24 protein-coding genes and 3 tRNA genes are annotated in these 26837 nt (G+C 54.6%); all 27 read left to right on the top strand.

Annotation, left to right across the window (positions count from 1 at the left end; genetic code table 11):
- The first annotated feature begins 90 nt into the window (after positions 1 to 90).
- A complete protein-coding gene (locus J0X12_RS15570; protein ID WP_207047355.1) occupies positions 91 to 1506 on the top strand; it encodes an amidase in 1416 nt (471 codons plus the stop codon).
- Positions 1490 to 2992, top strand: a complete 1503-nt coding sequence (locus tag J0X12_RS15565) for an NAD(P)H-hydrate dehydratase (protein WP_207047354.1) — start codon at positions 1490 to 1492, stop codon at positions 2990 to 2992. Before J0X12_RS15570 ends, J0X12_RS15565 begins: the two co-directional genes overlap by 17 nt.
- Positions 2993 to 3114: 122 nt before the next feature.
- Positions 3115 to 3330, top strand: a complete 216-nt coding sequence (locus J0X12_RS15560; protein ID WP_207047353.1) for a hypothetical protein — start codon at positions 3115 to 3117, stop codon at positions 3328 to 3330.
- A 253-nt stretch (positions 3331 to 3583) separates the two neighbouring features.
- A tRNA-Leu gene (locus J0X12_RS15555) sits at positions 3584 to 3668 on the top strand.
- 93 nt (positions 3669 to 3761) lie between these two features.
- Complete coding sequence (gene tig, locus J0X12_RS15550) at positions 3762 to 5201, top strand: trigger factor (RefSeq protein WP_207047352.1); 1440 nt, start codon at positions 3762 to 3764, stop codon at positions 5199 to 5201.
- A gap of 90 nt (positions 5202 to 5291) precedes the next feature.
- Positions 5292 to 5936 (top strand): ATP-dependent Clp endopeptidase proteolytic subunit ClpP, encoded by a 645-nt coding sequence (gene clpP / locus J0X12_RS15545; protein ID WP_207047351.1) that lies wholly within the window; start codon positions 5292 to 5294, stop codon positions 5934 to 5936.
- A gap of 210 nt (positions 5937 to 6146) precedes the next feature.
- On the top strand, positions 6147 to 7409 hold the full coding sequence (gene clpX, locus J0X12_RS15540) for an ATP-dependent Clp protease ATP-binding subunit ClpX (RefSeq protein ID WP_207047350.1): 1263 nt from the start codon (positions 6147 to 6149) through the stop codon (positions 7407 to 7409).
- Positions 7410 to 7519: 110 nt separating this feature from the next.
- Positions 7520 to 9931: an endopeptidase La gene (gene lon, locus J0X12_RS15535; RefSeq protein ID WP_420497093.1), complete on the top strand. Its 2412-nt coding sequence runs from the start codon at positions 7520 to 7522 to the stop codon at positions 9929 to 9931.
- 151 nt (positions 9932 to 10082) lie between these two features.
- Positions 10083 to 10358 (top strand): HU family DNA-binding protein, encoded by a 276-nt coding sequence (locus J0X12_RS15530; RefSeq protein WP_288900533.1) that lies wholly within the window; start codon positions 10083 to 10085, stop codon positions 10356 to 10358.
- 113 nt (positions 10359 to 10471) lie between these two features.
- Positions 10472 to 10548 (top strand) — tRNA-Val (locus J0X12_RS15525).
- Positions 10549 to 10823: 275 nt separating this feature from the next.
- A tRNA-Asp gene (locus J0X12_RS15520) sits at positions 10824 to 10900 on the top strand.
- Between the two features lie 215 nt (positions 10901 to 11115).
- The gene (locus J0X12_RS15515) at positions 11116 to 11481 is read left to right on the top strand and encodes an NADH-quinone oxidoreductase subunit A (RefSeq protein ID WP_161338072.1); all 366 of its coding nucleotides are present in this window, start codon (positions 11116 to 11118) and stop codon (positions 11479 to 11481) included.
- Positions 11472 to 12020: a NuoB/complex I 20 kDa subunit family protein gene (locus J0X12_RS15510; RefSeq protein ID WP_207047348.1), complete on the top strand. Its 549-nt coding sequence runs from the start codon at positions 11472 to 11474 to the stop codon at positions 12018 to 12020. Before J0X12_RS15515 ends, J0X12_RS15510 begins: the two co-directional genes overlap by 10 nt.
- Before the next feature lie 20 nt (positions 12021 to 12040).
- On the top strand, positions 12041 to 12649 hold the full coding sequence (locus J0X12_RS15505) for an NADH-quinone oxidoreductase subunit C (RefSeq protein ID WP_207047347.1): 609 nt from the start codon (positions 12041 to 12043) through the stop codon (positions 12647 to 12649).
- A complete protein-coding gene (locus tag J0X12_RS15500; RefSeq protein WP_207047346.1) occupies positions 12649 to 13827 on the top strand; it encodes an NADH-quinone oxidoreductase subunit D in 1179 nt (392 codons plus the stop codon). Before J0X12_RS15505 ends, J0X12_RS15500 begins: the two co-directional genes overlap by 1 nt.
- Positions 13824 to 14426, top strand: coding sequence for an NADH-quinone oxidoreductase subunit NuoE (nuoE, locus tag J0X12_RS15495; RefSeq protein WP_207047345.1), 603 nt, complete (start codon positions 13824 to 13826; stop codon positions 14424 to 14426). The genes J0X12_RS15500 and nuoE overlap by 4 nt, the downstream gene beginning before the upstream one ends.
- Entirely contained in the window at positions 14426 to 15706 is a 1281-nt protein-coding gene (gene nuoF / locus J0X12_RS15490; protein WP_207047344.1) for an NADH-quinone oxidoreductase subunit NuoF, read from the top strand. Before nuoE ends, nuoF begins: the two co-directional genes overlap by 1 nt.
- 26 nt (positions 15707 to 15732) lie before the next feature.
- Complete coding sequence (gene nuoG, locus J0X12_RS15485; protein ID WP_207047343.1) at positions 15733 to 17784, top strand: NADH-quinone oxidoreductase subunit NuoG; 2052 nt, start codon at positions 15733 to 15735, stop codon at positions 17782 to 17784.
- Positions 17777 to 18802 (top strand): NADH-quinone oxidoreductase subunit NuoH, encoded by a 1026-nt coding sequence (nuoH, locus tag J0X12_RS15480; protein WP_207047342.1) that lies wholly within the window; start codon positions 17777 to 17779, stop codon positions 18800 to 18802. Before nuoG ends, nuoH begins: the two co-directional genes overlap by 8 nt.
- A gap of 73 nt (positions 18803 to 18875) precedes the next feature.
- On the top strand, positions 18876 to 19364 hold the full coding sequence (nuoI, locus tag J0X12_RS15475; RefSeq protein ID WP_207047341.1) for an NADH-quinone oxidoreductase subunit NuoI: 489 nt from the start codon (positions 18876 to 18878) through the stop codon (positions 19362 to 19364).
- Positions 19365 to 19428: 64 nt separating this feature from the next.
- Entirely contained in the window at positions 19429 to 20043 is a 615-nt protein-coding gene (locus J0X12_RS15470; protein WP_207047340.1) for an NADH-quinone oxidoreductase subunit J, read from the top strand.
- Between the two features lie 9 nt (positions 20044 to 20052).
- Entirely contained in the window at positions 20053 to 20361 is a 309-nt protein-coding gene (nuoK, locus tag J0X12_RS15465; protein WP_161315086.1) for an NADH-quinone oxidoreductase subunit NuoK, read from the top strand.
- A 12-nt stretch (positions 20362 to 20373) separates the two neighbouring features.
- On the top strand, positions 20374 to 22305 hold the full coding sequence (gene nuoL, locus J0X12_RS15460) for an NADH-quinone oxidoreductase subunit L (RefSeq protein WP_420497092.1): 1932 nt from the start codon (positions 20374 to 20376) through the stop codon (positions 22303 to 22305).
- A 3-nt stretch (positions 22306 to 22308) separates the two neighbouring features.
- A complete protein-coding gene (locus tag J0X12_RS15455) occupies positions 22309 to 23820 on the top strand; it encodes an NADH-quinone oxidoreductase subunit M (protein WP_207047338.1) in 1512 nt (503 codons plus the stop codon).
- Positions 23821 to 23834: 14 nt separating this feature from the next.
- Positions 23835 to 25274, top strand: a complete 1440-nt coding sequence (gene nuoN, locus J0X12_RS15450; protein WP_420497088.1) for an NADH-quinone oxidoreductase subunit NuoN — start codon at positions 23835 to 23837, stop codon at positions 25272 to 25274.
- Entirely contained in the window at positions 25271 to 26056 is a 786-nt protein-coding gene (locus tag J0X12_RS15445) for a biotin--[acetyl-CoA-carboxylase] ligase (protein ID WP_207047336.1), read from the top strand. Before nuoN ends, J0X12_RS15445 begins: the two co-directional genes overlap by 4 nt.
- A 9-nt stretch (positions 26057 to 26065) precedes the next feature.
- The gene (locus J0X12_RS15440; protein ID WP_207047335.1) at positions 26066 to 26833 is read left to right on the top strand and encodes a type III pantothenate kinase; all 768 of its coding nucleotides are present in this window, start codon (positions 26066 to 26068) and stop codon (positions 26831 to 26833) included.
- Positions 26834 to 26837 lie beyond the last annotated feature (4 nt).

The raw sequence follows: 26837 nt of genomic DNA, 5'->3' as shown, positions 1-26837 counted from the left end.
TACCCGGCGTCAAGGAATGGCAGTTGCCTGATTTCGCGTGAAGGCCTAATCTCATTTTAGTTCGAGGGGCTAAATAAAAAAGGGGGCGTTATGAACAACGATCTGGCCTTTGCAACCGCAACGGAATTACTCGATGGGTACAGGGACGGGGCGATTTCCCCGGTGGAAGCGACGAAAGCGGCGCTGGCCCAGATCGAGAAGTATAATGGCGCGTTGAACGCCTTTGTCCTGGTAGACGAGGATTATGCGCTGGCCCGGGCGCGGGAGTCGGAAACGCGCTGGCGGGCGGGGACTCCGATAGGTCTCATTGACGGTATCCCAACGACGATCAAGGATATTCTCCTCACCGAAGGCTGGCCGACCTTGCGGGGGTCCTTGAGCGTGGACGCCGCGGGTCCGTGGAATGATGATGCGCCCTGCACGGCGCGCCTGAAGGAACAGGGGGCGGTGATCATAGGCAAGACGACGACCCCGGAATTCGGCTGGAAAGGGGTGACTGACAGTCCGCGCACCGGTATCACCCGCAATCCATGGAACAAGAACACAACGCCCGGCGGTTCCAGCGGGGGCGCATCGGCAGCCTGCGCCGCGGGAATGGGTGTCTTTCACGTTGGGACAGATGGTGGCGGGTCGATCCGCATTCCGTCTTCCTTTACCGGCATATTCGGCATCAAGGCGAGCTACGGGCGTGTGCCGGCCTGGCCGCTTTCCCCCTTCGGCACGGTTGCCCATGTCGGCCCGATGACGCGCACCGTCCGGGACAGCGCGATTATGCTCCAGGTGATGAGCCGGCCGGATGTCCGTGACTGGACATCGCTGCCGCCGACCGACACGGATTACCTGGCGGGGCTGTCTGCCTCGATCCGAGGAAAGAAGATCGCCTATAGTCCGGCGCTTGGTTATGCGAGCGTGCATCCTGAAGTGGCGGCGGCCGTCAAGAGTGCGGTTCTCCTCTTTGAAGATCTTGGCGCGATCGTGGAGGAGGTTGATCCGGGTTTTGAAAACCCCCTGCCGATTTTCAATACGCTCTGGTGGTCAGGCGCGGCCTTTGCACTGCGTAATCTTAGTGACAAGCAGCTGGATGAACTCGATCCAGGGCTTCGCACCGTGGTGGAGGAGGGGGCGAAAATCACCCTTACCGACTATCTGGAAGCGAACCAGGCCCGAGGCGACCTTGGCATCAAAATGCGAAAGTTCCACGAAACCTATGACCTGCTGGTCACGCCGGCGCTGTGCATCCCCGCATTTGAGGCTGGCAAGCTCGCCCCGGACGATCTGGCGGCTGTCGGGGCCTGGGTCGACTGGACACCGTTCTCTTATCCGTTCAACCTGACGCAACAGCCTGCCTGCTCGATCAATTGCGGGTTCTCCAGCGAGGGTCTGCCGATCGGCCTGCAGATTGTCGGGCCGATGCAGGACGATCTTTCCGTCCTCAACGCCGCCTTCGCGTTTGAGCAGGTCTCCCCGGTTGCCGGGGCGCGGCCCGAACTTGAAAAGCTACTCTGAACCCGTGTCGCTGCCGTCAGAACTGCTCAGTGTCGCGGAAATGTATCAGGCGGATCGCCTTGCCATGGAAGGGGGGGTATCCGGTGCGACCCTGATGGAGGCCGCCGGAAAAGGCATTGCGGATCTGATTATCGATACCTGGCCGACAGGAAGGTGTCTTGTGATCTGCGGGCCGGGCAACAATGGGGGCGATGGCTATGTCGTTGCCCGTCATTTGACGGAGGCCGGCTGGCAGATTGACCTTGCGTCCCTTGTTGATCCCGAAGTCCTGACAGGCGATGCGGCGCTGATGCGTGACAGATGGGAGGACGATATCCTGTCCCTGCGGGAAGTGATGCTCGATGATCTGGACCTGGTCGTCGATGCTGGCTTTGGCGCCGGCTTCTCGCGGTTCCTTGAAAGCGATATCTCCACCCTGCTATCCCGGGTGAAGAAAGCGGCCGTTCCTGTTGTCGCCGTCGATATGCCAAGCGGCGTGAACGGGGATACCGGTGCAGTCGATCCCGGCGCCATTCCAGCCGCGATGACGGTTACCTTTTTCCGCGCGAAGCCGGGCCATTTTCTTTATCCCGGCCGCTCTTACTGTGGAAGGTTGCAGATTATCGATATCGGGATCGATGTGGAATATCTGGAAGAAATCGACCCGGAGACGCATCTCAATGGCCCTGATCTTTGGCGCGATGATCTGCCGCTGCTAACGCCGGAGATCCAGAAATACAGCCGGGGCCATGCCGCTATTGTCGGCGGGGGCATATCCTCGACCGGTGCCGCCCGGCTGGCGGCCCGTGCCTCATTGCGGGCCGGGGCAGGGGCGACCACCATTGTCAGCCCGCCGTCCGCGCTGATGATCTATGCCGCCGCGATGGAGGCCGTGATGGTCACCTCGATCGGGGAGGCTGGTGACTTCGCTGACTGGCTGCAGGCGCGACGCATCGGGACGGTGCTGATCGGGCCCGGCAACGGCGTCACTGACCGGACGCGTGAATTTACGCTCCTTGCGCTTGAAAGTGCCGCAAATGTTGTGATCGATGCCGATGCCCTGACTGTATTCAGGGATGATCCGGATATGCTATTCTCCTTGATCAGGGAAAAGGATGAAGGCGAAGTCGTCCTCACACCCCATGAGGCGGAGTTCGAGCGGATTTTCTCGCTGGCCGGCTCAAAGCTGGAGCGGGCCCGCACGGCGGCGGCACTTTCGGGGGCCGTTGTTTTGTTGAAGGGGGCAGATACGGTGATCTCAACGCCGGATGGAAAAGCTGTCATCAACTATAATGCACCTCCCTATCTTGCGACGGCCGGATCGGGTGACGTGCTGGCAGGCTTGATCGCCGGGTTGTTCTCGGGCGGGATGACGGCCTTTTCGGCTGCAGCCACGGCCGTCTGGATTCATGGCGCTGCAGGAAACATGCTTGGTCCTGGCCTGATTTCAGAGGATATCGAGAATGTCATTCCGGAGATTTTGTCTGGGTTGTTTAGGGAACTCTGAAACTGCGTAAAAATCGCCGCATTTTTCAACCGTTTTTTTACGTTTTGCCTTTAATAAGGAGAGATCGCTAGAAAATCCGATAAAATCTTTAGGTGAGAAATATGTTTTTTAGGAAGCAAAGTTTGCGGGACCGGATCGCCTCTGGCGACATTTTTTACCGCCGCATGATGTTGAGCCTGCAAGAGCAGGCAAAAGTTCTTCGTGTCGAGGATGATGAACAGGGTATTCCGCATGTTCACTATGAAAAGACGGTTCTTCGCACCGGCTATCAGGAACATGCCGGTACAAATGTCCTGGCACTCGCAATTTTCGAGCGGGATTTTCAGGCCGCTCAATAATTCAGGTTCAAGACATATTTAAAAACGGTTCGTAAATAACCGCGACCTGTTGCCTCGGCACATTCTCCGCGTGCCTTTCCGCTATAACAGGCGCCGCATATACACGGCGAAATCCGTCCAAGCCGGTTCTTTTTACTTTTCTCACTCTTTATCGGTAATTCCCCTAGTCAATCCAAGAAATCATATGCTATAGACAGCCGCTCCCTGTTCGAGCGTCCATGTTTTATGTGGATGCCACGGGTGAAAAAATGTTGCGGGTGTGGCGGAATTGGTAGACGCGCTGGTTTTAGGTACCAGTTTCTTACGAAGTGGGGGTTCGATTCCCTCCACCCGCACCAACATATTGAATTAAGCTTTCGGGCTGGCGCTTTTCGTCACGAAATGGGACGGGAGGCGTTTATTGCTAAATAAAAGATGACGGGCGATCGTTCATGCAAATTACACAAACAAACTCTGACGGTTTAAAGCGGGATTTCACGATTGTTGTTGAGGCAGCGGAAATCGATACGAAAGTAACGGAACGGCTGACAACTGTCGGTGCGGAAGTTAAGCTTCCCGGGTTCCGCCCTGGTAAAGTGCCAATGTCGATTTTGCGTCAGCGCTTTGGCAAATCCGTCATGGGCGAGGTTCTTGAACTGACCGTCAATGAAATTAGCCAGAAGGCGCTTGATGATAACGAGCTGCGCCCGGCCCAGCAGCCGAAGATCGAGATCACCAGCTTTGACGAAGGCAAAGACCTTGAATTCACGCTTGAAGTCGAGATCATGCCAGACTTCAAGCCGATGGACTTTTCCAAGCTGAAACTGGAAAAGCCGGTTGCCGAAGTCGAAGACGCGAAGGTTGATGAGGCATTGAAGGAAATTGCCGGTCAGCAGAAGAATTTCGTTGCCGTTTCCAAAAACCGCAAATCGAAAGAGGGCGATGCCCTCCTGATTGATTTCGTGGGTAAGGTGGACGGAGAAGCGTTTGAAGGCGGTTCCGCGGAAGGCCATCAGCTGGAGCTTGGCTCGAACAGCTTCATTCCCGGATTTGAGGAACAACTCATCGGCACCAAGGGCGGCGACGCAATTGATGTCAAGGTAACCTTCCCGGAAAACTACGGCGCGGAGCATCTTGCGGGTAAAGACGCCGTGTTTGAAGTGAATGTGCATGAAGTTCAGCAGGCAGAAGAAGTCGAGATTAACGACGAATTCGCCAAAAAGCTCGGCCTCGATAGCCTGGATGCCCTGAAAGACGCTGTGCGCGGTCAGATTGCGCAGCAATATGCACAGATGTCCCGCCAGCTGCTGAAGCGCAGCATGCTGGACGCGATGGCCGATGCCCATGATTTCGAAGTTCCGCCCGGCATGAAGCAGGGCGAGTTCGACAGTATCTGGGCACAATTCGAGCAGGAACTGGAGCAGTCCGGTCAGAAGCTTGAAGATCAGGACCAGTCCGAAGAGGAACTGCGCGCCGAGTATATGGGTATCGCCGAACGTCGGGTACGCCTCGGCCTGTTGCTGGCGGAAGTTGGCCGGATCAATAACATCGAGGTTTCCCAGGACGAGGTAAACCAGGCCATGGTTGCGCAGGCGCGTAACTATCCGGGTCAGGAACAGATGATTTTCGAGATGTTCCAGAAGCGTCCTGAAATGCAGGCTCAGCTCCGTGCGCCGATTTTCGAGGATAAAGTCATCGACTTTATTTCCGAACTCGCAACGATTACGGAAAAGACGGTCTCTGTCGACGACCTGATGAAGGATCCGGACGAGGAAGAAGCCGCCAAGCCTAAGAAGAAGCCGGCCGCCAAAAAGGCCGCGCCTAAAAAGGCAGCTGCGAAGAAAACCACCGCGAAAAAGCCGGCCGCCAAGAAAGAGGCTGACAAGAAATAATCCGGAAAACCTGAATTGCGGATTTACAGTTGCGTTCGTCATACATATATGATGACGTGGCGCAGCTGCTAAACTTAAGGATACTCGAGAATGGTTGATGTCATCGACACCTATATGAATAATCTGGTCCCGATGGTGGTGGAACAAACAGCCCGCGGGGAGCGGTCCTACGACATCTTTTCCCGCCTGTTGAAGGAACGGATTATTTTTGTCACAGGGCAAGTCCAGGACAGCATGGCCGGGTTGATTACGGCGCAGCTTCTCTTCTTGGAAGCTGAGAACCCGAAAAAACCCATATACATGTACATCAACTCTCCGGGGGGTGTCGTTACATCCGGGCTCGCGATCTATGATACGATGCAGTATATCAAGCCGGATATTGCGACCGTATGCATCGGTCAGGCCGCCTCCATGGGATCCTTCCTGCTCACGGCGGGTACGAAAGGCAAGCGGTACAGCCTGCCTAATGCCCGGATCATGATTCATCAGCCCTCAGGCGGTGCGCAGGGGCAGGCCACGGATATTGAAATCCAGGCCCGCGAAATCCTGAAAGTACGGGCGCGGCTCAACAAGCTCTATGTCGAGCATACAGGGCAACCCCTGGATGTGATCGAGCAGTCCATGGAACGGGACAATTTCATGACCGCAGAAGAGGCGAAGGATTTCGGCCTGGTTGATGAAGTTGTGACGAAGCGCCCCACCGACGGGGATGAAGAAGACAAAAAATCCAAATAACTCCGCGGCGAATACAGATTTATTATTTTTTCGTAAAGCAGGCGCGAATTGCGTCATGTTAACGAAAAGTTGAGTCAATTTTACATATTATATATCCTCGAGGCGATCAAAACGGTTTGCCGCCATTGATTTCGACGAGATGAACATTATTGTTGTCGCCCGCAGTGACGACGTCTAATATGAAAAGTCGAACGGACTATTGGAGTATTTATGACCAAATTAAGTGGTGGAGATTCGAAAAATACCCTGTACTGCTCCTTCTGCGGTAAGAGCCAGCATGAAGTGAGAAAGCTGATCGCGGGACCAACTGTGTTCATTTGCGATGAATGTGTTGAGCTGTGCATGGATATTATTCGCGAAGAACACAAAAGCACATTGGTAAAGACCAATGACGGCGTACCCACGCCCATGGAAATCTGTAAGGTTCTGGATGATTATGTGATCGGCCAGTTCCATGCGAAGAGGGTTTTGTCCGTCGCCGTTCATAACCATTACAAGCGGCTTCACCACAGCGCGAAGTCGGATGATGTGGAGTTGGCGAAATCCAACATCCTGCTGATCGGCCCGACGGGTTGCGGTAAAACGCTGCTGGCCCAGACGCTCGCCCGCATTCTGGATGTTCCCTTCACCATGGCGGACGCCACGACGCTGACCGAAGCCGGTTATGTCGGTGAAGATGTGGAGAATATCATTCTCAAGCTGTTGCAATCCGCTGACTACAATGTAGAGCGGGCGCAGCGCGGCATTGTCTATATCGACGAGGTCGACAAGATCAGCCGCAAGTCTGACAATCCGTCCATCACCCGCGATGTATCGGGTGAGGGGGTTCAGCAGGCGCTTCTGAAGATCATGGAAGGCACCGTTGCCTCGGTTCCGCCGCAGGGCGGGCGCAAGCATCCGCAGCAGGAATTCCTGCAGGTGGATACGACGAACATCCTGTTTATCTGCGGCGGTGCTTTTGCCGGTCTCGACAAGATCATCGGCTCTCGTGGTAAGGATACGTCTATCGGCTTTGGTGCCTCCGTTGAAGCGGAAGAGGATCGCAATGTCGGAGAGACTCTGAAAGATGTAGAGCCTGAAGATCTCCTGAAATTCGGTCTTATCCCGGAATTCGTCGGGCGACTGCCGGTTGTTGCAACGCTCGAAAATCTTGATGAGGATGCCCTGATCGAAATCCTGACCTCACCGAAGAACGCCCTGGTCAAACAGTATCAGCGGTTGTTCGATATGGAGAATGTCAACCTGACTTTCACCGAGGATGCGCTTTCGTCGATCGCCAAGAAGGCAATTGTCCGCAAAACCGGCGCTCGCGGTCTCCGGTCGATCATGGAGAATATCCTGCTGGACTCGATGTATGACCTGCCGTCCCTTGAAGGCGTGGAAGAGATTGTTATTAATGCAGAGGTGGTTGACGGTGGAACCCAGCCTCTCCATATATATGCTGACCGGCAGGACGCCACGAGTAGCGCATAGTCCGGTAATGTGGGAGGATTTCCCTTCCCACTGATTTTAATTACTCAGGACCAGCATATTTCTCCCGGCTGCTGCGGCATGTCTGAGTGCCGGTCCCAGAAGGCAACATGATGATTGAAACACCACGTACGCAAATATTCCCGGTTCTGCCGCTTCGCGATATTGTCGTATTCCCGCATATGATCGTTCCGCTGTTTGTCGGACGCGACAAGTCCGTGCGGGCGCTCGAAGACGTGATGAAGGATGACAAGCAGATCCTGCTGGTAGCTCAGAAAAATGCTAGTCAGGATGATCCGGGAGAGGAAGATATTCACAGCGTTGGCACCATTGCATCCGTCCTGCAGCTGTTGAAGCTTCCGGACGGCACCGTGAAGGTGCTGGTAGAAGGCGGTGAACGGGCGCGGATCGACAAATTTGTCGCCAATCCCGATTTCTTCCAGGCGCATGCGGAAATTCTTGAGGAAAAGGACGCGGATACGCCGGAGCTAGAGGCGCTCGCCCGGTCCGTCATTTCGCAGTTCGAACAATATGTGAAGCTCAATCGCAAGATTCCGCCGGAAGTGCTCGTCTCGCTCAACCAGATTGATGAGCCGTCTAAACTTGCTGATACAATGGCATCGCATATGGCGCTCAAAATCTCTGAGAAGCAGGAACTGCTTGAAATCGAGAGTGCGACCGAGCGGCTGGAACGTGTCTACGCGCTGATGGAAGACGAAATCGGTGTGCTGCAGGTAGAGAAGAAAATCCGCAGCCGGGTCAAGCGCCAGATGGAGAAGACCCAGCGCGAATATTATCTCAATGAGCAGATGAAGGCGATCCAGAAGGAACTGGGCGAAGGCGAGGACGGCCGTGATGAGCTGACCGAGCTTGAAGAGAAAATCGCCAAGACCAAGCTGACGAAAGAAGCGCTCGAAAAATGTAACCAGGAGATGAAGAAGCTCCGGAACATGAGCCCGATGTCCGCCGAGGCGACAGTTGTCCGGAACTATCTGGACTGGATCATCAGCCTGCCGTGGAACAAGCGCACCCGTATCAAGAAAGACCTTGTCCGGGCAGAAAAAATTCTGAACGACGATCACTATGGATTGGAAAAGGTCAAGGAACGCATCCTTGAATATCTTGCCGTGCAGCAGCGGATGAAGAAAATCCGCGGCTCCATCCTTTGTCTTGTTGGCCCTCCGGGTGTTGGTAAAACCTCGCTCGGTAAGTCGGTTGCCAAGGCGACTGGACGGAATTTTGTGCGCGTTGCCCTTGGTGGTGTGCGCGATGAAGCTGAAATTCGCGGCCATCGCCGGACCTATATCGGCTCCATGCCGGGTAAGGTCATTCAGTCGATGAAGAAGGCGAAGTCAAGTAATCCGCTGTTCCTGTTCGACGAGATTGATAAGCTCGGTAATGATTTCCGCGGCGATCCGTCGTCCGCGCTTCTTGAGGTGCTGGATCCGGAACAGAACGCGACGTTTGCCGATCACTATCTTGAGGTTGAGTTTGACCTCTCTGAAGTAATGTTCATCTGCACGGCCAACTCGCTGAATATGCCGGGACCGCTTCGCGACCGTATGGAAATCATCCATCTTTCCGGTTACACGGAAGATGAAAAGGTTCAGATTGCCAAGCGTCATCTCGTGAAGAAACAGATGAAGGCCCATGGCCTGAAGCAGGAAGAATGGTCAATTACCGATGAAGCGATCCGCGACCTGATCCGCTATTATGCCCGCGAAGCCGGTGTGCGTAATCTGGAACGGGAATTTGCCAAGCTTTGCCGTAAATCGATTAAGCAGATCATTACCGACGGCGTAAAATCGGTAGCGATTACGTCAGAAAACCTGAAGGATTATGCCGGCGTCCGCCGTTATCGTTTCGGCGAAGTTGAGGAGAACGATCAGGTTGGCTTGACCACCGGACTTGCCTGGACTGAAGTTGGCGGCGAACTGCTCACCATCGAAGCGGTGAAGCTTTACGGCAAGGGCCGCATGCAAATTACCGGTAAACTCGGCGATGTCATGCAGGAATCCGTGCAGGCGGCGAAAAGCTATGTGCAATCGCGCTGCCTTGAAATGGGCGTGAAACCGACCGATTTCGATAAGCATGATATTCATGTCCATGTGCCCGAAGGCGCAACGCCGAAGGATGGGCCATCTGCCGGTGTTGCGATGGTGACCTCGATTATTTCGGTGCTGACCAATATTCCGGTGAGCAAGGATGTCGCCATGACCGGCGAGGTAACCTTGCGTGGCCGGGTGCTGCCGATTGGTGGTTTGAAGGAAAAACTTCTGGCCGCGCTTCGTGGCGGGATCAAGAAGGTGTTGATTCCAAAGGAGAATGAAAAGGATCTTGCTGAAATTCCGGATAATGTGAAAGAGGGGCTCGAAATTATCCCTGTTTCAGAAGTGTCGGAAGTTCTGAAACATGCCTTGACGAAACCTCTCGTTCCACTGAATTGGACCGAGGAGGAACTGGCGAAAGAACTCGCCGGGGCGTCGGCTCAGCGAAAAGTAGAGGATGGGGTAACAACCCACTGACATTAATCGAAAACCGGGTCAAAACCGCAGAAAAGTTGGGGATATCTTCACTTTTCCCTTTGACCCGGGGCAGCCGACAAACTAGTATTCCACCGTCTTAAGCGAATTTCTTGATAAGATATGTTCAAGTCTAAATTGAAGGGGGCTTATAGTGAATAAGAATGATCTCATTGCCGCAGTTGCTGACATTTCAGGTCTGGGGAAATCAGAAGCAGGGAAAAGTGTTGACGCGGTTCTCGAAGCGGTTTCCAGCGCATTAAGTAGCGGCGATGAAGTTCGCCTGGTTGGCTTTGGTACGTTCAGCGTTGCTGATCGTAAAGCTTCGGAAGGGCGTAACCCACGCACTGGCGAAACGATCAAAATTCCGGCTTCCAAACAGCCGAAATTCAAAGCTGGTAAAGCCTTGAAAGACTCGGTCAACAAGTAACAATTACGGTTACAGACCAAAATGGATGCCAGGTTCAATTAATTGGATCTGGCTTCGTTTTTTTACTTCCAATTGCCGGTGTAGGTTGATATACACGGGCTCGCTTGAAAAATGGGTGATTAGCTCAGCTGGTTAGAGCATCTCGTTTACACCGAGAGGGTCGGGAGTTCGAATCTCTCATCACCCACCATTTTCAAAACTTTTTGCTGTTTGTAGTCTGCCAGCTCTGTCGTGCGTTGACTGTACGAATGGGGTTCCGGCATGTCCTATGTCTGAATGGAATTAGCAGAAAACCGGCGATAAAGACGCAGCGAGGCAACATGTTTGATGTCTCTATGCGGCTTGATCATCGGGGTTTGTACAATGATTTCAGATATGTCGCGAGAGACCGAAAAATTATTTTCGAATTCTTTTTTAAGCGGCTTGACAGGGCCTTTCGGGTCCAATACAAAACAGCGTCCCTGCGGGGGTGTAGCTCAGTTGGTTAGAGCGCCGGCCTGTCACGCCGGAGGTCGCGGGTTCGAGCCCCGTCACTCCCGCCACTTTTCCCAAAAATTGCGAACATTTTAATGCGCTTTCGCCAATCGCTGGTGAAGACGCGCGTTTCCGTTCCTGCATAAAAAATTATGGCCGAATTTTGTTGCTAATTCGGTTTTCTTCCTTATAACCCGACACTATAATGCCGAACGTAATTGGTAGGAGGGGTTGCCGCCAAATGGGTTGATTTTGACCCGTCTGCCGTGGCAGTTTTGATATTATGGAAGCCTTGCTCGTAGAATATTTACCCATTCTGATCTTTCTGGGATTGGCGGTTGGGTTGTCCGCGGTCATCGTGATTGCGTCAATGATTGTCGCCGCGCAGCATCCGGACGCAGAAAAGCTCTCGCCTTATGAATGTGGGTTCGAACCTTTTGACGACGCCCGCAATCAGTTTGACGTCCGCTTTTACCTGGTCGCAATCCTGTTCATCATATTTGATCTTGAGGTTGCCTTTCTTTTCCCCTGGTCCATTTCTCTTGGCGGGGTAGGATTGTACGGATTCTGGTCGATGATGGTATTTCTCGGCATCCTGACAATCGGATTTATTTATGAATGGAAAAAGGGAGCTCTGGAATGGGAGTAAGTTCTGAACTGACCGGTACGGAAGCTCATCCCGGCGCACAAGATCAGGACGCGTTTTTCCGTCAGATCGGCCAGGAGCTGGATGATAAGGGCTTTATCGTCACCCAGGTCGATAAACTCGTCAACTGGGCGCGTACGGGCTCCCTGTGGCCGATGACGTTCGGTCTGGCCTGCTGCGCTGTCGAAATGATGCATGCCTGGCAGCCGCGCTACGATATGGAGCGTCTCGGTGTTGTTCCGCGCGGGTCGCCCCGTCAGTCGGACGTCATGATCGTCGCCGGAACGCTCACCAACAAAATGGCGCCGGCCCTCCGGAAGGTTTATGACCAGATGGCGGAGCCTCGCTATGTTATCTCGATGGGGTCGTGCGCGAATGGCGGGGGATATTATCATTATTCCTATTCAGTTGTTCGCGGTTGTGACAGAATCGTCCCCGTCGACATTTATGTGCCCGGATGCCCGCCAACGGCAGAAGCGCTGATCTATGGTGTTTTTCAATTGCAGAAGAAAATTCACCGTACCGGTACATTTTTGCGCTAACGGAAGGGGTCGTCAGTTAAATGAAAGAAGCGCTTGTAGAGCTGGGCGAGTTGATCGCGGCTGAACTTTCCGACGAGGTGGTTGCGACCAAGGTCGCCTTCGGTGAATTGATCGTCAATGTGCGTGCAGAATCGGTGGACAAGGTTCTCGAATTTCTGCGCAATGATCCAAATTGCAAGTTTGAAATCCTCTGCGATGTTTGCGGGGTGGATTATCCGACGCGCTTGAAGCGCTTCGATGTGGTTTATAATCTTCTCAGCCTACGCCATAACCAGCGGATCATCGTCAAGGCGGAGACAGACGCCCGGACGCCAGTTCCATCGGTCGTCGGATTGTTCCCGACAGCGAACTGGTTTGAGCGCGAAGCCTGGGATATGTACGGCATCATGTTTTCCGGCCATCCGGACTTGCGCCGGATGTTGACGGACTATGGATTTGAAGGCCATCCCTTGCGCAAGGATTTCCCGCTGACCGGCTATGTCGAGCTGCGCTACAGCGAGGATGAAAAGCGGGTTGTCTATGAACCGGTCAATCTGACGCAGGAGTTTCGCAAGTTTGATTTTGAAAGTCCCTGGGAAGGAACGGAATATGTCCTGCCGGGTGATGAAAAAGCAGAGGGACAGGGCTGATGGCGGAAGTCCAGATCAAGAACTACACGCTTAACTTCGGTCCACAGCATCCGGCCGCCCATGGTGTGCTGCGCATGGTGATGGAACTCGATGGCGAGGTGGTCGAGCGGATCGATCCGCATATCGGCCTGCTCCATCGGGGCACCGAAAAGCTGATCGAGCATAAAACCTATATGCAGGCGATGCCTTATTTCGACCGCCTCGACTATGTGGCGGCGATGAGCCAGGAGCATGCCTTTGTGCTGGCGGCGGAAAAGCTACTGGGCTGCGAAGTTCCGGAACGCGGGCAGTATATCCGCGTTCTCTTCTCGGAAATCTCCCGTGTCCTCAATCACATCATGAATGTCTGTGCGCAGGCCATGGACGTTGGTGCGACCACGCCGATGTTGTGGGCCTTTGTAGAGCGCGAAACACTGATGGAATTCTATGAGCGCGCGAGCGGGGCCCGGATGCATGCCGCCTATTTCCGTGTTGGTGGCGTCCACCAGGACATTTCGGAAAAGCTGGAAGAAGATATTCGGACCTTTATCGACCATTTCCCGGCTGTCCTCGACGACGTTGAGGCGTTGCTCACCGAAAACCGCATTTTCAAGCAGCGAAATGTTGATATTGGCGTCGTCACCGAGGAAGAGGCGATGGGCTGGGGATTCTCCGGTGTGATGCTCCGTTCGACCGGACTTGCCTGGGATCTGCGCAAGGCGCAGCCCTATGACGTCTACTCACGAATGGATTTTGACATTCCTGTCGGCCTCAATGGGGATTGCTTCGATCGCTACCTGATGCGGATGGAGGAGATGCGCCAGTCGCTCAAGATCATGACGCAATGTCTGGATCAGATGAAGCCGGGCCCGGTTATCTCGACCGATCCAAAAATTGCACCGCCCCGGCGGAGTGAGATGAAGACGTCGATGGAAGCCTTGATCAATCATTTCAAGCATTACACAGAAGGTGTGAAGGTCCCGGCCGGGGAGACTTATACCGCGGTGGAGGCACCGAAAGGCGAGTTTGGCGTTTATCTTGTTTCGGACGGGTCAAACAAGCCCTATCGCTGCAAGATCAGAGCGCCGGGATTTGCGCATTTGCAGGGAATGGACTTTTTAACCAAGGGTCATATGCTGGCCGATGCGTCGGCAATTCTCGGTAGTTTGGATATCGTTTTTGGTGAGGTGGACCGGTGAGTCAGGTTATCGAAACAGGTAAAGCCTTTGAATTTACGGCTGAAAATGTCGAAAAGGCCAAGAAATTCATTGCGAGATACCCTGACGGCCGTCAGCAAAGCGCGGTGATGCCGCTTCTCGATCTTGCGCAACGCCAGAATGAGAACTGGCTGTCCAAGGAAGCGATCGAGTATGTCGGTAACTTCCTGGATGTGCCCTACATGCGCGTGCTGGAGGTGGCAACCTTCTACACCATGTATAACCTCAAGCCGGTCGGGAAATATTTCCTCCAGCTATGCCGGACGACACCTTGCTGGCTGCGCGGAAGCGACGATCTGGAGGCGGTCTGCAAGAACAAGCTCGGGATTACCAATGGGGAAACCTCGGAAGACGGCATGTTCAGCCTGCTGGAGGTGGAATGCCTTGGCGCCTGTGTGAATGCGCCGGTCGTTCAAATCAATGATGATTTCTACGAAGATCTGAATGGAGAAAATTTCGAGGCGGTTCTCGACAAGCTGGCGAGCGGAGACGTCCCGCCGAAGGGACCGCAGATCGACCGGATCAATTCGGCACCGGAAGGTGGCCCGACGACATTGCTTGAAAAGACGGAGGGCGCGTAATGCTGAAAGATCAGGATCGGATTTTTACCAATCTTTACGGCATTCACGACTGGAAGCTCGCTGGTGCGAAAAGCCGGGGCGTCTGGGATAATACCAAGGCGCTCATCGAGATGGGGCAGGATGGCATTATCGACGCGATGAAGGAAAGCGGTCTTCGCGGACGCGGCGGCGCAGGCTTTCCGACGGGTCTTAAATGGTCCTTCATGCCAAAAGAATCTGATGGCCGGCCAAGCTATCTTGTGGTCAATGCGGACGAATCCGAGCCCGGTACCTGCAAGGACCGGGAAATCATGCGCTTCGATCCGCACCGTCTGCTGGAAGGGTGTCTCGTCGCCGGTTTCGCCATGCGGGCGGTTGCGGCCTACATTTATATTCGCGGGGAGTTCGTTCAGGAGGCGATCAATCTGGAGATTGCCATCCAGGAAGCCTATGACGACGGGCTGATTGGCAAGAACGCCTCCGGTTCCGGCTATGATTTTGATATCTACCTGCATCGCGGGGCTGGCGCCTATATCTGCGGTGAGGAAACAGCGCTTATCGAGAGCCTGGAAGGCAACAAGGGTCAGCCGCGCCTGAAACCGCCGTTCCCGGCGAACGTTGGCGTCTGGGGCTGTCCGTCGACAGTGAATAACGTTGAGAGCATTGCTGTCGCGCCTGAAATCCTGCGGCGCGGGGAGGGCTGGTTCTCCGGCCTTGGTCGCCCGAACAATACCGGCACAAAGCTTTTCTGCATTTCCGGGCATGTCAACAAGCCCTGCAATGTCGAAGAGGAAATGGGTATTCCGCTGAAAGAGTTGATCGAGAAGCATGCTGGCGGCGTCCGGGGCGGTTGGGACAACCTGCTGGCCGTTATTCCGGGCGGGTCGTCTGTTCCCCTTTTGCCCAAGGACATATGCGACGATATTCTGATGGACTTTGACAGCCTGCGCGATGCCCAGAGTGGCCTCGGGACTGCCGCCGTCATTGTGATGGATAAATCAACGGATGTGATCCGCGCGATCGAACGGCTCTCGCATTTTTACAAGCATGAAAGCTGCGGCCAGTGCACGCCGTGCCGTGAGGGCACCGGCTGGATGTGGCGGGTGATGCAGCGTCTTGTCTCCGGTGATGCGGAGGTTGAAGAAATCGATATGTTGATCAATGTATCGAAACGGATTGAAGGCCATACCATCTGCGCCCTTGGCGACGCGGCGGCTTGGCCAATTCAGGGGCTGGTGCGGCACTTCCGCCCGGTTATTGAGGAACGTATTAAATCACGGAAGGCCAGCAAGGCGGCCTGAGGGCTGGCCCGCGTGGGGAGTGAAGAATGCCGACACTTACAGTAGATGGTGTAGAAGTTACAGTAGATCCGGGAACCACGGTGCTGCAGGCCTGTGAGGAAGCGGGCGCGGAAATTCCGCGCTTCTGCTATCACGAGCGGCTCTCGATCGCCGGTAACTGCCGCATGTGCCTTGTCGAGATGGAGAAGGCACCAAAGCTGATTGCGTCCTGCGCAATGCCCGCCGGTGATGGCATGGTCATTCATACCAACACGCAAAAAGTAAAGGAAGGCCGCGAAGGGGCCATGGAATTCCTGCTGATCAACCATCCACTTGATTGCCCGATTTGCGATCAGGGCGGGGAGTGCGATTTGCAGGATCAGTCGATGGCTTACGGATCCGGTACCAGCCGTTATGACGAGCTGAAACGCGCCGTGAGTGAAAAGAATATGGGGCCGCTCATCAAGACGACGATGACCCGCTGTATCCATTGTACGCGCTGTGTCCGTTTCGCGACGGAAGTTGCCGGGGTTGAGGAACTGGGGGCGATTAACCGCGGCGAGAATATGGAGATTGCGACCTATCTTGAGCAGGCGCTCGATAGCGAACTCTCCGGCAATATCATTGATCTATGCCCGGTGGGCGCGCTCACATCCAAGCCTTACGCTTTTACGGCACGGCCTTGGGAGCTGTCAAAGACCCAAAGTATTGATGTTCTCGATGCAGTCGGGGCAAATATCCGCGTTGATAGTCGTGGCCAGGAAGTGATGCGGTTCCTGCCGAGGCTCAATGAGGATGTGAACGAGGAATGGCTCTCTGATCGGTCCCGCTTTTCCTATGATGGACTGAAGGCACAGCGGCTTGATACTCCCTATGTCCGCAAGGATGGCAAATTGCAGCCGGCAAGCTGGGGAGAGGCGTTTGATGCCGTTGTCGCCAAGTTGGACGGCCTCGACGGCGCGAAGATTGGCGCAATCGCCGGTGATCTGGCCTGTGCGGAAAGCATGAAGGCGCTGAAAGACCTGATGGATCTTATCGGGTCGCCAAATATTGATTGCCGCCAGGATGGCGCGGCCCTGTCAACGGAAAGCCGCAGCGGATATATATTCAATTCCACCATTGCCGGGATTGAGGAGGCAGATGCGCTTCTGATCGTGGGCAGCAACCCCCGTCATGAAGCAGCGCTGATCAACGCGCGAATTCGTAAGCGTTGGAAAATGGGTAACTTCCCGATTGCACTGATCGGCGAACAGGTCGACCTGACCTATGCCTATGACTATCTCGGTGCCGGCCCCGCAACCTTGAAGGAAGTGGCCGAGGGGAAGCATTCTTTTGCTGAAACCCTTAAAAAGGCCAAGCGGCCGATGATCATTGTCGGGCAGGGCGCCCTGAGCCGCAGTGACGGCGCGGCTGTTCTGGCATTGGCGAAGAAAATCGCCGATGATTTCGGCCTTGTTTCAGGTGACTGGAATGGCTTCAACGTTCTTCACACCGCTGCTGCCCGGGTTGGCGGCCTCGATCTTGGCCTCGTGCCGGGTGAGGGTGGCAGGAACGTTAAGGACATGCTGGATGGATCGCTCGACGTTCTGTTCCTGCTCTCGGCCGATGAAATTGATACCTCTAAGCTCGGCAACAGTTTTGTGATCTATCAGGGCAGCCACGGGGATGCCGGTGCCAGCGCCGCTGACGTGATTCTGCCGGGCGCCGCCTACACCGAAAAGGATGCGACCTGGGTGAACACGGAAGGCCGGGTGCAGCTTGGACGACGGGCAATCTTCCCGCCCGGTGAGGCGAGGGAGGATTGGACAATCCTGCGGGCGCTATCCGAGAAACTTGGAAAAACGCTGCCTTACAACACGATTTTTGAGCTGCGCCAGAAGATGACTGAAGCTGCTCCGCATTTTGCCGAAATTGATGAGGTGACACCATCTGAATGGGGAACATTCGGAACGGAAGGCCCGGTCGAAGATGTGGCTTTCACGAACCCGATCTCGGATTACTATCTGACTAATCCGATTTCCCGTTCCAGCCGGATCATGGCGGAATGCAGTGCGACTTTCTCTAAAGTAAAGGGTGAGGGGACTGGTACAAATGGCTGAGTTTTGGGATATTTATCTACTCCCGGCCCTGATTATTGTTGGCCAGATATTACTGATTGTCTTGCCCTTGCTGCTGGCCGTTGCCTATTTGACGCTCTATGAACGTAAAGTTATGGCGGTGATGCAATTGCGCAAGGGGCCGAATGTGGTCGGCCCGTTTGGATTGTTGCAGCCACTGGCGGACGGCGCGAAACTGTTTTTCAAGGAAACGGTTGTCCCGACAGGTGCGAACAAGGTGTTGTTCCTTCTCGCCCCGATGGTCACCTTTATCCTCAGCCTGATTGCCTGGGCGGTTATTCCCTTTGATGAGGGATGGGTGCTCGCCGATATCAATGTGGGTGTCCTGTACCTGTTCGCGATCTCCTCGCTTGGGGTGTATGGCATTATTATCGCCGGTTGGGCCTCGAATTCGCGCTACCCCTTTCTGGGCGCGCTGCGGTCGGCGGCGCAGATGGTCTCTTATGAAGTGTCCATCGGCTTTGTGATCGTGACGGTGCTGCTCTGCGCGGGAACTCTTAACCTGACGGGCATCGTGGAATCACAGAAAGGCGATCTTGGCCTTCTGAACTGGTGGTTCGTCCCGCTGTTTCCGATGTTCATCATATTCTTTGTCTCGATCCTCGCGGAAACAAACCGTCACCCGTTCGACCTGCCGGAGGCAGAGGCCGAACTGGTTGCCGGGTATCAGACAGAATATTCATCGATGGCGTTTGCGCTCTTCTTCCTGGGTGAGTATGCCAACATGATCCTGATGAGCGGAATTTGCACGGTGCTGTTCCTTGGGGGATGGTTGCCACCGGCGGACTGGGCGATTTTCACCTGGATCCCGGGAATTATCTGGTTCGGTATCAAGATCGCTATACTGCTGTTCGTCTTTATCTGGGTCCGGGCGACATTGCCGCGGTATCGGTATGACCAGTTGATGCGGCTTGGCTGGAAGGTGTTCTTGCCCTTCTCCCTGTTCTGGGTGGTCCTGACCGCCGGGGTGCTGGTGTACATGGATTTGGTCCCGGCTTAGGGCAAAATGTTGTTAAGTGTTGCCGCCTGAGGGTTGGCGGTTACAGAAATGAGATAGTGAAAAGGCTGTTATTATGAGCTTTATCGATAAACAGGCGCGTAGTCTGCTTCTGGCGGAGATTGTCACCGGTCTGGCGACAACATTTCGCTATATGTTCAAGACGAAGGCGACCATCAACTATCCATATGAGAAGGGGCCGCTCAGCCCGCGCTTTCGCGGAGAGCACGTCCTTCGGCGCTATCCCAACGGGGAAGAACGCTGCATCGCCTGCAAGCTGTGCGAGGCGGCCTGTCCCGCGCTCGCCATTACCATCGAGGCCGAACCGCGCGAAGATGGCAGCCGGCGCACCACCCGTTACGACATTGACATGACGAAATGCATTTATTGCGGTTTCTGTCAGGAGGCTTGCCCGGTTGATGCCATTGTGGAAGGGCCGAATTTCGAGTTTGCGACAGAAACCCGCGAAGAGCTTTTCTATGACAAACAGAAGCTGCTTGATAACGGGGATCGCTGGGAGCAGGAAATTGCCCAGAACCTGGTTGCGGAAGCGCCTTATAGATAATCGAAAGTAAGATTGTGACAGCCATGCGTATAACGGATCTAATTAATACGGGAAGAGGGGCGCGATGATTATCTCGACTATTGCCTTCTATCTTTTTGCGGCGATGACCATTGCCTCGGCATTTATGGTGATCTCGGCGAAGAATCCCGTTCACTCCGTGCTTTACCTAATCCTCGCCTTCTTTAATTCGGCGGCGCTGTTTGTGCTGCTGGGGGCGGAGTTTATTGCGATGATCCTGGTGGTTGTCTATGTGGGCGCCGTGGCCGTTCTCTTCCTCTTTGTCGTTATGATGCTCGATATCAATTTCGCCGAGCTGCGTCAGGGGTTTTTGCAGTATTTGCCGATTGGTGGACTTATTGGCCTGATCCTGTTGATTGAGCTGATCCTGGTGGTCAGTGGCTGGGCCCTGTCGCCGGAAGCCATACAGGTTGGATCGCAGGTCTCGCCTGTTGTGTCCGACCTCACCAATACGGAGCAGCTGGGGCACATTATTTACACGGACTATGCCTATCTGTTCCAGATTGCGGGCATGATCCTGCTGGTGGCGATGATCGGCGCGATCGTGCTGACCAACCGGTCACGGCCGGGTGTCCGCAAACAGAATATTGCACGCCAGGTATACCGTCGTCCTGAAGACTCGATGGCGGTTCGTAAAGTTGAGCCTGGACAAGGCGTGTAAGGGGGAAACATGGAAATCGGTCTTGCACATTACCTGACAGTGTCCGCGATTTTGCTGACCCTGGGTATTTTCGGCATTTTCCTGAACCGGAAGAATGTCATCGTGATCCTGATGTCGATTGAGTTGATGCTGCTTGCCGTCAATATCAATCTTGTCGCCTTCTCCGCCTATCTGGGCAACCTTGTCGGGCAGGTATTCGCGCTGTTTATTCTGACCGTCGCAGCCGGTGAGGCGGCGATCGGACTTGCCATTCTCGTAGTTTATTTCCGAAATCGCGGCACCATCGCGGTTGAGGACATCCATCACATGAAGGGTTAAGACAAAATCATGATGTACGTCCTCATCGTTTTCCTGCCGCTGCTTGCGGCACTGATTGCCGGGCTGTTCGGCCGCGCCATCGGGGATCGCGGTAGCCAACTGATTACCTGTACCGCCGTTATTATCAGCGCCCTGCTTTCCTGGGTTGCGCTCTACCAGATCGCGTTCCAGCAGACGACGGAAGTTGTGGAACTGCTGACCTGGATCGATTCAGGTGATTTCGACGTCAACTGGATGCTTCGGATTGACAGCCTGACAGCCGTTATGCTGGTGGTGGTCAATACGGTCTCCTCCGTCGTGCATGTCTATTCCATCGGCTATATGGCACATGATCCACATAAGCCGCGATTCATGTCCTATCTGTCGCTCTTCACCTTTGCGATGCTGATGCTGGTAACGTCCGACAACTTCGTGCAGCTTTATTTCGGCTGGGAAGGGGTTGGGCTCGCGAGTTATCTGCTGATCGGGTTCTGGTTCAAGAAACCAACTGCAAATGCCGCAGCAATCAAGGCATTTGTTGTCAACCGGGTTGGTGACTTCGGCTTTGCCCTTGGCATTATGGCCATCTATCTTGTCTTTGATTCCGTCAGCTTCGACGACGTTTTTGCCGCTGCGTCAAGCCAGGTCGGCCAGACATTCGAGTTTCTGGGCTATCAAGTCGATATTTTGACGACGATTTGCCTGCTGCTCTTTATCGGGGCCATGGGCAAGTCCGCCCAGATCGGCCTGCACACCTGGTTGCCGGACGCTATGGAAGGCCCGACGCCTGTTTCCGCGCTTATCCACGCGGCGACGATGGTGACGGCTGGTGTCTTCATGGTCGCGCGTTGTTCGCCGATTTTCGAGTATTCACCTGATGCCCTGATGGTGGTGACCGTCGTCGGCGCGTCCACGGCGTTTTTTGCGGCGACTGTCGGCCTCGTACAGAACGATATTAAGCGGGTGATCGCCTATTCGACCTGTTCACAGCTTGGCTATATGTTCTTTGCGATCGGTGTCGGTGCCTATCCGGTGGCAATCTTCCACCTCTTTACCCATGCGTTTTTCAAGGCGCTTCTGTTCCTCGGGGCCGGGTCGGTGATTCATGCCGTGTCCGATGAGCAGGACATGCGCAAGATGGGCGGCCTCTGGCGCCATATCAAGATCACCTATGCGATGATGTGGATCGGTTCTCTGGCACTTGCGGGAGTCCCCTTCTTCGCGGGCTACTATTCGAAGGACGCGATCATTGAATCCGCGTTCGCGTCAGGCAGCCCATTTGGCATGTATGCCTTCTGGATGGGTGTCGCCGCCGCGGTCTTGACGGCGTTTTATTCCTGGCGCTTGCTGTTCATGACCTTCCATGGCGAGCCGCGGGCAAGCAAGGAAGTAATGTCGCATATCCACGAAAGCGGGAATGTGATGCTAATTCCGCTGTATGTCCTCGCGGCTGGCGCAATCTTTGCCGGTATGGGTTTCTACGGACCAATGGTTGGGCATGGGTATGAGGCATTCTGGGGCGAGGCTCTTTTCTTCATACCCGAAAACCATATCATGCATGATTTCCATGATGTGCCGGGCTGGGTCATCGCAACGCCGTTGATCGCGACTGCCCTCGGCATCCTGGTTGCCTTCAACATGTATATCCGCCGGACGGACATTCCTGTGCAACTCGCCAAGACCCATTCGGCGCTTTACCAGTTCCTGCTCAACAAATGGTATTTTGATGAGCTATATGACTTCATCCTTGTCCGTCCCGCCAAGGCCATTGGCCGGTTCTTATGGAATTTCGGGGATGGCAAGGTGATCGATGGGCTGGGCCCGGACGGAATTGCCGGTCGTGTGTTGGTGCTGGCGCGGCGCGCCTCTCAGATGCAGAGCGGGTATGTGTATCATTACGCGTTTGCCATGCTTCTCGGCGTCGCAGCCTTTGTTTCTTACTTTTTCTTTGCAGGTGGACATTAAGTCATGCTTGATTGGCCAATCTTATCAACGGTGACATTCTTACCCCTGATCGGGGTAGTGCTTATCCTGCTGACCAGCGGCAAGGAAGAGTCGGCGGCGCGCAATGCCCGCTGGGTCGCGCTTTGGACAACCCTGTTCACCTTCGTCATCTCGCTCTTTATCTGGATCAATTTCGATAACAACACCGCGGCCTTCCAGTTCGTGGAAAAGAGCAGCTGGCTTGGAAACAACATCAATTATCACATGGGCGTGGATGGCATTTCGATGCTGTTCATCATCCTGACGACCTTCCTGATGCCGTTGTGTATCCTGGCAAGCTGGGAAGCGATTAACGTACGTGTGCGGGAATATATGATCGCGTTCCTGGTCATGGAAACGCTGATGATCGGTGTGTTCTGCGCGCTTGATATGGTGCTGTTCTACCTCTTCTTCGAGGCCGGCCTGATCCCGATGTTCCTGATTATCGGCATCTGGGGCGGCGGACGGCGTGTTTATGCCAGCTTCAAGTTCTTCCTCTATACTCTCATCGGGTCGGTCCTGATGCTGGTGGCGATGATTACGATGTATTTCATCGCCGGGACAACGGACATTCCGACATTGATCGGCTTTAATTTCGATCCGCACCTGCAGCTCTGGCTATGGCTCGCCTTCTTTGCCTCCTTTGCGGTGAAGGTGCCGATGTGGCCGGTGCATACCTGGTTGCCTGACGCCCATGTTCAGGCGCCGACGGCCGGCTCTGTCATTCTGGCCGGGGTGCTGTTGAAGATGGGGGGCTACGGATTCCTCCGGTTCTCCATTCCGATGTTCCCGGAAGGGTCGGAGTATTTTACGCCGCTCGTCTTCGCGCTCAGCGTAATCGCGATCATCTACACATCGCTCGTGGCCCTTGTGCAGAAGGATATGAAGAAGCTGATCGCCTATTCATCCGTTGCGCATATGGGTTTTATCACCATCGGCATTTTCACATTCACACAGCAGGGGCTCGAAGGCGGCATCCTGCAGATGATCAGTCATGGTATCGTTTCCGGTGCGCTGTTCCTTTGTGTCGGGGTGGTTTATGACCGGTTGCACACTCGCGAAATTTCGCGCTATGGCGGCCTCGTCAACCGGATGCCGCGCTATGCGTTGATTTTCCTGATCTTTACAATGGCGACAATCGGTCTGCCCGGGACCAGCGGGTTCGTGGGTGAATTCCTGATCCTCGTTGGTGCCTATCAGGTCAACACAACGGTCGCCTTCTTCGCGACAATCGGCGTTATCCTCGGGGCGGCCTATAGCCTCTGGCTGTATCGCCGGGTTGTCTTTGGCGAGTTGGTGAAGGATGACCTTAAAAATATAATGGATGTTGGCCGGCGGGAAATCCTGATTTTTACCCCGCTCGTCCTGGTGGCGTTCTGGATCGGGATCTATCCGGAGCCGTTCCTGGATGTTATGCATGCCTCTGTCATCAATCTGATGGATCAGCATGAAACGGCCATGCAGGCCAGCAAATCAATACTCAACGCGGCTAAGTAGGTAGGTTTAAAGAAATGGTTTTGCCTGATTTTTCAATCGCACTTCCGGAAATATTCCTCGCCTGTGTCGCCATGGCGCTGCTGATGGTCGGCGCCTACCGGGGAAACAAGGCGACAAGCCTGATTTCCTGGCTGTCGGTGCTGTCCTTTATCATTGCCGGATTGCTTGTCCAGTTTGATGGTTACACCACCGTCACCACATTTGACGGTCTTTACCGCGATGACGCCTATGGTGTCTTCATGAAGACGCTTTGTCTTGGCGCCTCTGCGTTCGCCATCATCATGTCGATCGACTTTAACAAGCGTGAAAAGCTGGTTCGTTTTGAGTTTCCAATCCTGATCGTGATTGCCACGCTTGGCATGATGGTCATGATTTCTGCGAATGACCTGATGACCATGTATATGGGTATCGAGCTGATGAGCCTGTCGCTTTACGTGACAGCAGCGTTCAAGCGCGACAGCGTTCGCTCGACAGAAGCCGGCCTTAAATATTTCGTTCTTGGCGCGCTCTCATCGGGCATGCTGCTGTATGGTGTCTCCCTGATCTACGGATTTACCGGTACGACCAACTTTGATGTTCTCGCCGGTTTGTTCACAGGTGAGAAGGAAGAGGCGGGCCTCGGACTGTTGATCGGGATGGTCTTTATGATTGCTGGTCTTGCCTTCAAGGTATCGGCAGTTCCGTTCCATATGTGGTCACCTGATGTCTACGAAGGTGTACCGACCCCGGTCACCGCCTTTTTTGCCGCGGCACCGAAAGTGGCGGCAATCGCCTTGTTCCTGCGTGTTTTCGTGACACCCTTTGGGGAATTGGTCGACCAATGGCAACAGATTATTGTCTTTGTTTCCATTGCGTCGATGATTCTCGGGGCATTTGCCGCGATCAACCAGAAGAATATCAAGCGGCTGATGGCCTATTCCTCGATCGGGCATATCGGATATGCCCTTGTTGGGCTTGCCGCGGGCACGGAAGAAGGGGTGCGCGGCGTCCTGATCTATATGTCGATCTATGTGGTGATGAATATCGGCACCTTTGCCTGCATTCTCTCCATGCGCCATCGTGATGGCATGGTTGAGGATATTTCTGAACTCGCGGGTCTCAGCAAGTCTCAGCCCTGGATGGCCTTCTTCTTCCTCATCTTCATGTTCAGCCTGGCCGGTATTCCGCCGCTCGCGGGTTTTTTCGGGAAGTTCTATATCTTTATCGCCGCGGTCAATGCTGGACTTATCCCGCTTGCTGTGATCGGCTTGGTGACCTCTGTTGTCGGGGCCTATTACTACCTGCGGATCGTCAAGATCATATATTTCGATGATCCGGCCGAGGGATTCGAGCCAACCACCCGGACACAGTCCGTCATCATGACAGCGTCCGGGCTGTTCATCGCCTTTTTCGTCATTTTCCCGGGACCCTTGCTTGATGGTGCCCAGGCTGCGGCAGCTGTGCTCTTCCCGTGATCCAGACTATGGATGGCGGGATTGACCTCCCGCCGTTTTACGGGCTCACGGCGCTTGAAACCGTGGGCAGCACAAATCTGGAGGCACGTGCACTCGCCGACGCCGGAGCGGACGAAGGAACCCTTGTCTGGGCAAAAAGGCAGCAGCAAGGGGTCGGCCGTCGAGGCCGGCAATGGTCAAGCCCCGAAGGCAATCTTTATTGTTCGCTGATTTTACGGCCCGAATGCGATCCGTCCTCAGCCGCGCGTCTTTCCTTTCTGACAGCGCTTGCCATCCGTAGGGCCGTGACAAAATTTGTTGACCCCGGCACTGATGTTCGCCTGAAATGGCCGAACGATGTGCTGATAGGGGGGTGTAAATCAGCCGGCATTCTTCTGGAAAGCAAAATGAAACCGGACGGCCAGATGAGCTACGTCATCGTTGGGACCGGAATCAATATTGCCACCTATCCCGAAATTACGGACGGTCTTCCCGCGATATCACTGACGAAAGTCGGTGCCGACGTCACGGTTAAGGAAGTATTGTCCGCCTATGGTTATGCGTTCCTTGACCTATATATGAGCTGGAAACGAGACGGCTTCGCACCAATCCGCGAGGAGTGGCTGGCCCATGCGACAGGGCTCGGCGGGCGGATCACGGTGCGTCTTTCCAACGAGATGCTGGAAGGCGTCTTTTCGGACCTGGATAATAACGGTGCCCTTATCCTGACGATGGATAACGGCCAAAGAAAAATGATAACGGCGGGAGAAGTGTTTATAGTTCCCTCTGCCCCTACTGAATAGGAGGTCTTGATGTTACTGGCGATCGATGTCGGAAATACCAACATAACCTGTGCGGCATACAAGGGCCGGGAACTGGTCAACGAGTGGCGGATATCAACATCCGGCTCTCGCACCGCCGAGGAATATGGCGTCTGGCTGAGCCAGGCAATGGCCATCGACGGGTTGCATCTTGAAAATGTGAAACATGCAATTGTCGCTACCGTGGTGCCCGAGACGCTGTTCAATATCAAGGGATTTTGCCGCCGCTATTTCGGGGTGACCCCGCTGGTGATCGGGGAGGCGAATGTCAATCTTGGCATGACACCCCTGATCGACCGCCCGTCCGAGGCCGGTGCGGACCGTCTCGTTAATGCCGTGGGCGCACATTCCCTGTATGGCGGCCCGCTTGTTGTGATAGATTTCGGAACGGCGACAAACTTCGATGTTGTCGATGGAGACGGGAACTATATCGGTGGCGTGATTGCACCCGGCGTCAACCTCAGTCTTGATGCCCTGTATCGGGCTGCGGCCAAGCTCCCCCGTATTGCCGTGGAGGCACCCGGCCGGGTGATTGGCAAGAACACCATTGAATGCATGCAGGCGGGTATCTACTGCGGATATATCGCGATGGTGGAGGGGCTGGTCAGCCGCATCCGCGCGGAATATGGCACCGACATGAAAACAGTGGCTACTGGGGGGCTCGCGCCACTTTTCTCCAAGGGCACGGACATGATCGAGATTGTTAATGGTGACCTGACCCTTATCGGGCTGGTTGAAATTTTTTACCGGAATAGCTGAAAGA

This window comes from Sneathiella sedimenti, from assembly GCF_017313765.1.
GTDB lineage: Bacteria > Pseudomonadota > Alphaproteobacteria > Sneathiellales > Sneathiellaceae > Sneathiella > Sneathiella sedimenti.
Note: the sequence above shows the minus strand (reverse complement) of the source record. Positions and strands in the feature narration are given on the sequence as shown.

Excerpts from the sequence above, each read along its gene's own strand:
- J0X12_RS15440 (WP_207047335.1), top strand. The coding sequence starts at position 26,066 with ATGTTACTGGCGATCGATGTCGGAAATACCAACATAACCTGTGCGGCA.
- J0X12_RS15470 (WP_207047340.1), top strand. The coding sequence starts at position 19,429 with ATGATTATCTCGACTATTGCCTTCTATCTTTTTGCGGCGATGACCATT.
- nuoL (WP_420497092.1), top strand. The coding sequence starts at position 20,374 with ATGTACGTCCTCATCGTTTTCCTGCCGCTGCTTGCGGCACTGATTGCC.
- J0X12_RS15500 (WP_207047346.1), top strand. The coding sequence starts at position 12,649 with ATGGCGGAAGTCCAGATCAAGAACTACACGCTTAACTTCGGTCCACAG.
- nuoG (WP_207047343.1), top strand. The coding sequence starts at position 15,733 with ATGCCGACACTTACAGTAGATGGTGTAGAAGTTACAGTAGATCCGGGA.
- clpP (WP_207047351.1), top strand. The coding sequence starts at position 5,292 with ATGGTTGATGTCATCGACACCTATATGAATAATCTGGTCCCGATGGTG.
- nuoK (WP_161315086.1), top strand. The coding sequence starts at position 20,053 with ATGGAAATCGGTCTTGCACATTACCTGACAGTGTCCGCGATTTTGCTG.
- nuoH (WP_207047342.1), top strand. The coding sequence starts at position 17,777 with ATGGCTGAGTTTTGGGATATTTATCTACTCCCGGCCCTGATTATTGTT.
- nuoN (WP_420497088.1), top strand. The coding sequence starts at position 23,835 with ATGGTTTTGCCTGATTTTTCAATCGCACTTCCGGAAATATTCCTCGCC.
- nuoI (WP_207047341.1), top strand. The coding sequence starts at position 18,876 with ATGAGCTTTATCGATAAACAGGCGCGTAGTCTGCTTCTGGCGGAGATT.
- J0X12_RS15455 (WP_207047338.1), top strand. The coding sequence starts at position 22,309 with ATGCTTGATTGGCCAATCTTATCAACGGTGACATTCTTACCCCTGATC.
- lon (WP_420497093.1), top strand. The coding sequence starts at position 7,520 with ATGATTGAAACACCACGTACGCAAATATTCCCGGTTCTGCCGCTTCGC.
- J0X12_RS15505 (WP_207047347.1), top strand. The coding sequence starts at position 12,041 with ATGAAAGAAGCGCTTGTAGAGCTGGGCGAGTTGATCGCGGCTGAACTT.
- J0X12_RS15515 (WP_161338072.1), top strand. The coding sequence starts at position 11,116 with ATGGAAGCCTTGCTCGTAGAATATTTACCCATTCTGATCTTTCTGGGA.
- tig (WP_207047352.1), top strand. The coding sequence starts at position 3,762 with ATGCAAATTACACAAACAAACTCTGACGGTTTAAAGCGGGATTTCACG.
- nuoF (WP_207047344.1), top strand. The coding sequence starts at position 14,426 with ATGCTGAAAGATCAGGATCGGATTTTTACCAATCTTTACGGCATTCAC.
- J0X12_RS15570 (WP_207047355.1), top strand. The coding sequence starts at position 91 with ATGAACAACGATCTGGCCTTTGCAACCGCAACGGAATTACTCGATGGG.
- J0X12_RS15510 (WP_207047348.1), top strand. The coding sequence starts at position 11,472 with ATGGGAGTAAGTTCTGAACTGACCGGTACGGAAGCTCATCCCGGCGCA.
- clpX (WP_207047350.1), top strand. The coding sequence starts at position 6,147 with ATGACCAAATTAAGTGGTGGAGATTCGAAAAATACCCTGTACTGCTCC.